7 protein-coding genes and 1 pseudogene are annotated in these 8,014 nt (G+C 40.9%); 4 read left to right on the top strand and 4 right to left on the bottom strand.

Annotation, left to right across the window (positions count from 1 at the left end; translation table 11 throughout):
• Nucleotides 1–817 precede the first annotated feature (817 nt).
• From FW767_RS11185 to FW767_RS11170, 4 genes are all read right to left on the bottom strand, one after another.
• The gene (locus tag FW767_RS11185) at nt 818–1,117 is read right to left on the bottom strand and encodes a SecDF P1 head subdomain-containing protein (RefSeq protein WP_394349346.1); all 300 of its coding nucleotides are present in this window, start codon (nt 1,115–1,117) and stop codon (nt 818–820) included.
• A gap of 176 nt (nt 1,118–1,293) precedes the next feature.
• Nucleotides 1,294–3,375 (bottom strand): porin family protein, encoded by a 2,082-nt coding sequence (locus FW767_RS11180; RefSeq protein ID WP_150980622.1) that lies wholly within the window; start codon nt 3,373–3,375, stop codon nt 1,294–1,296.
• Between the two features lie 227 nt (nt 3,376–3,602).
• Nucleotides 3,603–4,169 carry a Crp/Fnr family transcriptional regulator gene (locus FW767_RS11175; protein WP_148464458.1) on the bottom strand — a complete coding sequence of 189 codons (567 nt, stop codon included), beginning with the start codon at nt 4,167–4,169 and terminating at the stop codon, nt 3,603–3,605.
• A gap of 31 nt (nt 4,170–4,200) precedes the next feature.
• Nucleotides 4,201–5,364, bottom strand: a complete 1,164-nt coding sequence (locus FW767_RS11170; RefSeq protein WP_121700152.1) for a PDDEXK nuclease domain-containing protein — start codon at nt 5,362–5,364, stop codon at nt 4,201–4,203.
• A gap of 551 nt (nt 5,365–5,915) precedes the next feature.
• On the opposite strand from FW767_RS11170, the pseudogene FW767_RS13420 reads away from it, so the two are divergent.
• The 4 genes and pseudogenes from FW767_RS13420 to FW767_RS11150 form a co-directional block, all read left to right on the top strand.
• Nucleotides 5,916–6,311, top strand: a pseudogene (locus FW767_RS13420) (GNAT family N-acetyltransferase); the annotation flags it as partial.
• A 33-nt stretch (nt 6,312–6,344) separates the two neighbouring features.
• A complete protein-coding gene (locus FW767_RS11160; protein ID WP_205523899.1) occupies nt 6,345–6,911 on the top strand; it encodes a GNAT family N-acetyltransferase in 567 nt (188 codons plus the stop codon).
• Nucleotides 6,904–7,335 (top strand): hypothetical protein, encoded by a 432-nt coding sequence (locus FW767_RS11155; protein ID WP_121700153.1) that lies wholly within the window; start codon nt 6,904–6,906, stop codon nt 7,333–7,335. The genes FW767_RS11160 and FW767_RS11155 overlap by 8 nt, the downstream gene beginning before the upstream one ends.
• Before the next feature lie 48 nt (nt 7,336–7,383).
• On the top strand, nt 7,384–7,884 hold the full coding sequence (locus tag FW767_RS11150; RefSeq protein ID WP_121700154.1) for a GNAT family N-acetyltransferase: 501 nt from the start codon (nt 7,384–7,386) through the stop codon (nt 7,882–7,884).
• Nucleotides 7,885–8,014: the final 130 nt, after the last annotated feature.

Below are 8,014 nucleotides of genomic sequence, written 5' to 3'. Positions count from 1 at the left end.
AAAATCTCTAATAACTCTTGTGTTAAGCGGTTAATGTTATTTGGGCCAAAAGGGTCAATCATATTATGGCCAAAGGGGTGAATTCTGTTTGGCCAAAAGGGTCAAAGTAGAGTGGCTTTTCCAGATGGTATTCCGATATTAAACTGAAGGATAAGCCCAAGTATCGTGGAATATTCCATAATGGTGTGTTATCGTGCCATATTTTACCGTCTTTCCCATTTGATGAGAACAATAATAAGGCTGGATATATTAATTTCAAAACAGGATTTAGACTATTTAATAAAGATACTATAATGCCTAATCGGGTCCATTATAGACTAATGGCCCCATATATACATCAGCTAAGGCAACGATATTTATCGTTCTTTGGAAAATATGGAGTGTCCGAATTTCCCAATAGTTTAAAAGACCATAATTTGAATTGGTGACCTTTTATTTTCAAAAGCGGAAATTTTTTTGTAACTTTGTAATAGAGTTCTTGCAGCGGCAAGGCAATAGATTATTGAAAATCGTAGAAGCAGAGAGGTGTCCCAAGAGGGTACATTCTGCATTTTGACTAAAATAAACGTATTGAACTCCAGCGAGTTGGCGAAATATTCAGAGCCTCTCCGGGGTCACAAAACAAAATGTCTAAATGTTGAAAAAAGCGCTGAAATCACTTGATTTTCAGCGCTTTTCATTTTTGCCTAAATCGCAGAATTATGAAAAACGATATGGTTAGGCGTGAGTGCTCACGTTTGTGAGTGATTCCACTCACAGTTGCCAAATATCAACTGTGAATGGGCTGGACTTACGAATGTTAGCAACACAAATCCATTCACAAAGTGGCTTTTCCAGACTTTAATGATTTGTATATTTCAATAATTAGAACTTTGTCCGGGCTATTGATTGTGAAGCCACCGCTTTCTATGCGGCAGTTGACGGTCGGTGCCATTATCACTGAGTCGTTGAACACAAAACCTATTCTTTTACCGATTCTGTTTTCCGTTGCTTCAGCCCATTTCTGTACTTTGTCAACTTTCAGTTTGCCTTCAATCACAGCCATATCAGGACAAGAGGCGGCATCGAGAGTTACGACATCAAAGTCTTTCTTTGTAATTATAGCCTTGCCCTCAATTCGGGTCCCAGCTTCATCATCTACCGGATACCAGCCATTAATCCTATTTGGCGTGGAACAACCTACGGTCGTAACGCAAATTACAATAGGAGTGTCTTAATCATAGATGTAATCAGCTTCAAAAGAGTTACATATCTTGGCATTAGATAATGTAGGTCCACTTTTATATTTTGTATTTATCGTCCACCAGCTGTTGATGTATCAACAGAGGCCTCAGCGTTTATCTTTTTGTGCGCTCCTCGTTTCTGGCGTCCCCATTGAATATTGTAGCTGATGTTGATATAAGGCATACGCATATCAAGGTGCATGTGTTGCTCGTTTGTATTCCATTTGCTGAGCATTTTTGAACCTTGATCGTATGTGCCAAACGGCATTATCATACCTGCCCCGAACTGCCAATCTTTCCAATTATAAGAAAGGTCAATGACTGAAATATTTTCGCCCCAGCTGATTTTCTCACCCCAAAGGTCATGCTGTGCGCGGACATATTGCGTCGACAAGACAAATCCCCAGTGCATGAGTCGGAGATTAACGTTGCCACTCCAGTTATTGTTGTGAAGTTTATAGTCTGTGCCGCGCATGCGCCCCATACGATATTGCAGATAACCGCTCAATGTAAGCCATCGTGGTATAATGTCAATTTGAGGAGCAATGAAGAACGATAGATTTTGCAATCCGTTGCTGTTTTCGTATGTAGTGATAAGTTTATTATCCTCCCAATATAAAAGAGGTGTAATTGCATCGGGACTTGTAAATGCTCTGATTCCAAATGTGCCTGCGGCTATCGGAATATCGAAATTATAGCGTAACGTGAGCATATATGAATTAGATGTCTTCAAATCGGGATTACCTATTCTCCATTGGAAACCATCAAGTTGCTGAGGAGCGACATTTGTTTCAGCCAATGATGGAGTGGATTGCCACGACTCAAAGCTTAATCTGAACTGATGATTCTGATTTATGCCATACGTAACTGTTGCTTGTGGACGCATATTCCACGAATGGCTCCCTTGATTCGTCTCCTTGAACAGAAAATCAGTGTATTGAGCACCGATTCCGGCAGTTAAACTCACCTTATTGATTCGTTGGAAATACTCTGCAAATAAATAAACCTTATCCTGACGTTGATGAAAAATCTGACCTCCAAGATTTTCATAAACAGAACGATTTCGGTTTGCGGCATAAGATACTCCTGCTGTAAACCTCGAATTTTTCCAATTCTTAATATAGTCCGCTTCTATGGCGTAAGCCTGATTACGGTCTTTTATCATTGTATGAATGTCAGTAAGGTAAGTAGTGGCATCAGGGAGGCGTTCGATGTAGTCCGAGTAAGATTTGCCAAACCAAAACGAGCTACTGAAATCCACAACAAGCATTTGTTTATGAGCGAAGTGTTGTTCAAGATATAGAGACAGATAAGGCTTTTTACCCTTTTCTCCATGTGTATCGGTAAGAAAAATGTCATCAGAACCATCGCTTAGAGACATAAGTCCATTGTAACGAAACTTATCGGTAAATTTTTCAAAATATGAAAAATCCGCCATAAAAACAGTAGTATCTGGCTTTATATAACTGTAAGAGGCTGTGAGGTTGCCCATCGAATTGTCCATTGTGCCTCCACGTGAGGTCTCGTTTCTTGTGAGCGAAGTGCCATCAGGGCATGTAAAAGTCTCCACATATTCGCGATGGGATTTTATCTTATTGGTTAGCTTGAAGCTACTCCACATCTCAAACTGAGAATAGCCATTGTTCAATTTGACATCAGCCATATAGTTGCCCCAAGCTTGATTGAGAACTGGCATGGCATTTGCCATTATCGAACCGCCAACGGCGGGATTCGTCACGATAAAGTTCAGTACATAGTTCGCACCGTTATAGCGCAGACCGGGGTTTTCAATCCATTCCACACGCTTGACAGTTTCGGGAAGAAGGGAGCGCACCTGATCTATCGAGGATTCTCGTCCGTTGATGCGAACTTGCACAGATTGTCCGGCGGCCTTGATGGAACCCAAAGATTCCGTCACACTGAGAGACGGTATCATGAGGTTGTTGAGCAATTGCAAACCGTTCTTAGAGTTGTCCACAGAACTCCGAGAAGGATAATACACATCCATATCGGCCTTTCTGATAACCTTTGGTGCGCTTATGACGACTTCCTGTAATTGTTTAGGTGTGATTGTATCAGTTATTTCTTGTCCTAATGCAATAAATGCAATTAACAAAAATGTAACTGATATTTGATTTCGTAATATATTCATTTAATTCGATGTCTCAGAATTATTAAATAATGTGATTTTATTTATCTTTGCAAATTTATGGTATTGAGGCGAGTTGGTCTGCACAACAGCATTTAGGTATACCATCGCGTATAAGAATAGTATGCCATATTATAGTCGCATCAACTTTATGTTTGATTAGAATACAAAGTTACAGCAATATCAAGATTAAACTCTAAAACAAAGTTGAGAGTCGATAGGGTTTTCGATTATTTGCTAAGTTTTTTGCGGATGCGACTTAAATATGTAGGCGTTATATTGAGAAACGAAGCTATGTCTTTAAGTGAATACAGTTCAAATAAGTCCGGATGGTTGTCAATCAGATTGGAATAACGTATTTCTGGTGATTGACAGTATAGCGCTATATATCTGTCGTAGGTCTGATAAAATACCAGTTCAGTCGATTTTGCAACCAGTTCCGATAATTCGGTATCTGTCTTCATGCGCTCCACAATCTCTTTGACCGGGAAACGGTAAATATGGCTTGTTGAATTGGCAATGATTGCCAGTTTCGCTTTTTCACCATGCAATGCAAAAGGCCAGTCAGCCACAAATTCTCCTTCGGATGAAAATCCGCATACATGCTCTTTACCCAATTCATCATAGACAACATACTTCAGCGTTCCCGACTTGACATAGCCGATATATCTTGCAACACTGCCAATACTTACAAACTCCTCTCCTTTACTATATTGGCATAATTCTCCATCATTGACACATAAATCGCGCCAACGCTCAATCTCAGGATGTTCTATGTAAGTATTGAATTTTTCCATCAAAATGCGGATAATGCAAAAAATGCAGGGCCTAATCTTGATTTTTACCAGTTTGCAAGGCAAATATCTCTTTCTGACGCTCAATCTCTGCGGTTAATTCTTCCTTTGTCGGGAGATATGTCAGATATTTGGCCGCATAGAGTTGCTTGCTGTCTTTGAGTATTGAATACCGCGCCAAATCCTTGCTTGTTTCCGAACAAAGGAGTAAGCCGATAGTCGGGTTATCGCTTTCGGTGCATTTCAGTTCGTCATACATCCGGATATACATATCCATCTGCCCGATGTCCTCATGCGTGATTCTCGATGTTTTTAAGTCTATGAGCAGAAAACATTTAAGAATATAGTTGTAAAATACAAGGTCAATGTAATACTCACCCATGTCAGTCTTTATTCTCTGCTGACGTGCAACAAAAGCAAATCCTTTGCCGAGTTCAAGAATGAATTTTTGCAGGTGGTCGATTATTGCAGATTCAAGATTGGTTTCCGAATACGCTGCCTCCTGCGTAAAACCTAAAAATTCTGCAACAACAGGATTCCGCAGGAATTTATGTCGGTCTTTCTGATAATCTGCTGTCAGTCGTTGCATCTCTTCAATGACTTCACCTCGTTTTGATTCCGGTGTCTGAAGCAGACGATAATAGTATTGAGAGCCAATGTTGCGGTCAAGGGTACGGTAGCTCCAGTTTTCGGTAGATGCTTCTCTAAGATACCAATCCCTTTCATCCTCATTTTTAACACGCATAAGACGTTCATAATGCATCCATGAAAGATTACTCGGCATAGGATAGACACACTCCTTTGATATGTCTGTCGGAGATTCAGCAAGCAATGGTTGCTGAATCAAAAAGCAACTCTTAAATTCAGCAAGCAGTGGTTGCTGAATTTGCAATCCCTTGAAAGAAAGGTAGAATTTTCTATAATTGCGAAGAGTCGTAGCGGAATAACCTTTGCCATACTCTGCCGTTAACGCCTCTGATGCAAGTTCTATAATTCGCTTACCATATTCAGCGCGTTCTCGTCCATGTTGCTCTTGTTCGACAATGCGTCTGCCGACAAGCCAGTTCGCAGCAACTTGAAAGAGGTCAGCGGCCTGATATGCCTTTTGTTTGGCGGTATATACTATCGACTTGATGTCGCTGATAAATTGAGCGTCATCAGCGTTGATAATATCGTATGTCTTCAGCTCGGATTTCATTTTGCAAAGTTATGAAATTTGTTGGGTATCAAGGCTATTATCCGAGGATATTCCCGAGGTCTTGTTTCATTTCTTCGCCGATGTCACGATAGCGGGCGAAAGCCTTCCGGCCCTCTTTGTGGTCCATTGGCTCGCGGCATTATGGTCGCTCATCCTTGAAGCAGTGGTCACAAAGCCTGTACTATAGCATATTTGTCATATTGTCTACCAACGGCATCCTATGCCGAAAGGACATTCAATTTTATCTCACTCTGTCACAAAATTTCCAATTCATAGATTTGTCTTGCAGCTGAAATTTAGTTACTTTTATGTCGTAATTACATTTAATGGGTATTAAAGAAAAGACTCATAGTCCGGTTCTACGCTCTGCCCAGCTACTTCATATAGGAGAGAATGAGATATTTACTTGTTGCTTTGGTATACATTCCATACGACAACAAGAGCTAAGCATCCGGCTCCCGCGTAATATCCAAAGAAGTGGGCCATATAGCTCATTTTCAGAACAAATGGAATTCAAAATTTATGACTAAATGCAAAAATCCGCTTAAACAATGAGAATCGAGAGTTTAGGGTCGATGTCAGACGAAATTTTGGACGAATTACTTGCCGTGTGGGAAAAATCGGTACACAGTTCGCACCATTTTCTAAATGAAAATGATATTGAATATTACCGGCCATTGGTACGAAATGAGTATTTTCAGGCTGTTGATATTTTTGTGGTACGCGACTGCAACGGACAGATAGACGCATTTATGGGATTTAGCAATGATATGCTTGAAATGTTGTTTGTGCTTCCGGAAAAACAAGGACTCGGCTACGGCACAGCATTGGTCGATTACGCGGTAAATAAATGTGGGGTCGATAAAGTAGATGTAAATGAAGATAACGTAAAGGCGTACCGTTTCTACTTAAAAATGGGGTATGAGGTTATCGGCCGGGATGAATACGATGCCTCCGGAAAACACTTCCCGATTATTCACATGCGGCAACCTATAGCAACTCAACATTACAAAATTATTGAAACCGAACGGCTCATTTTAAGAGCGTGGCAGCAAGAAGATATAATACCCTTCTCTGAAATCAACAATGACAAAGAGGTCATGGAGTATATGCCAAAATGTCTTTCGTATGAAGAAACGGTTCAGTTTTATAACCGTATCATATGCGAACATAACAAATCGGGATATGGACTTTATGCAGCAGAGGCTAAAAATGACGGCAAATTTATCGGTTATGTCGGCTTCCATTATTTTGATTTTGAAGCTGTATTTTCGCCCGGAATCGAGATTGGCTGGAGGCTTGCACGTAAATATTGGCATCAAGGCTATGCCACGGAAGCGGCAAAAGCCTGTATTGATTATGCACGTAAACGCCGGCTATTCAACGAAGTTTATTCTTTTACAGCGGTGTGCAACCATCGTTCAGAGCATGTGATGCAGAAGATAGGTATGGAGCGACAAGGCTTATTCTCCCATCCGTCATTGCCGGAAAAGCATAAACTGAATCTACACGTATTATACAAATATAATTTATTACAGAATGACTAAGATTGAAAAATTAAAACTCTGCAACATACTCCTTCTTTTTTCAACAACGCTCATACTCGCATCGAGCATACAGCTTGAAGCTACGGGTAGCCGTGGCATATCATGGGTGTGGGTTCATGTGATTGTCGGATGCACGTTTTTCAGTAACATAATATGGCACCTGTATCTTCATTTCGGATATAAATCATGGCTTCAACCTTTGTCAAAGCAGAAATCGCGTCTTACACATTGGCTTGCAGTTTTCACCTTGCTCACTTTAATAAGCGCATTCGTGGCTCTTTTTCATTGGATTGGCTCACACTTACACTCTCCTGCAGGAGCTATCCACGGCAAAATCGGTTTTGTGTTTCTGGCACTTACTGTAGTGCATACCATAAAACGTATAAAATTCTTCAAATTAAAATCCAAATCCATTCGTAAATAAATACTTATTTTCGTACATTTGGAAATAGATTGAAAATACATATTTGATATGATCGAAACCGAACAACTCATTTTAAGACCGTGGAAAGAAGATGACGCAGAGTCACTGTATAAATATGCCTCCGACAGCCGCGTGAGTGAATTGGCCTTGTGGCCATGCCACACCTCAGCCGAGATGAGCCGTGATGTGATAAGATATATTTTTGCACCTAATCCATATTCATTCGCCATTGTCCTCAAAACCACCGGCGAACCGATCGGAAGCATAGGGCTTGTGCCAAAAGAGGATGAGCATCATTATACTGCCGAAGAAGAGCGAGAGGTCGGCTATTGGATAGGCTATCCTTATTGGGGCAAAGGACTGACAACCGAAGCTCTTTATGGCTTGATTGAGTTTTGCCGCGACAGTCTTTGTCTGAAGTCTCTTATGATTACCACCGATACCCGAAATACAGCCTCGCAGCGTGTAGCCGAAAAGTGCGGGTTCGAGTTACTTGAAAACTACATGTACGATGGTACGTCAGGCAAAGCATACCGGCTATGTCTGTAAGGCGGCATCGGCGGCAAACCCGACAGGAGCACCGCATCATGAAAACACACATCTATTGACATGATATAAAAATCGTATTGACAATATCGGTTCTCACACTGATAAAAACCGGCCGGGCATACGCGATGAC

The organism is Heminiphilus faecis, assembly GCF_008728965.1.
Lineage (GTDB): Bacteria > Bacteroidota > Bacteroidia > Bacteroidales > Muribaculaceae > Muribaculum > Muribaculum faecis.
The sequence above is the reverse complement of the archived record's forward strand: the minus strand, read 5'-3'. Positions and strand labels throughout refer to the sequence as shown.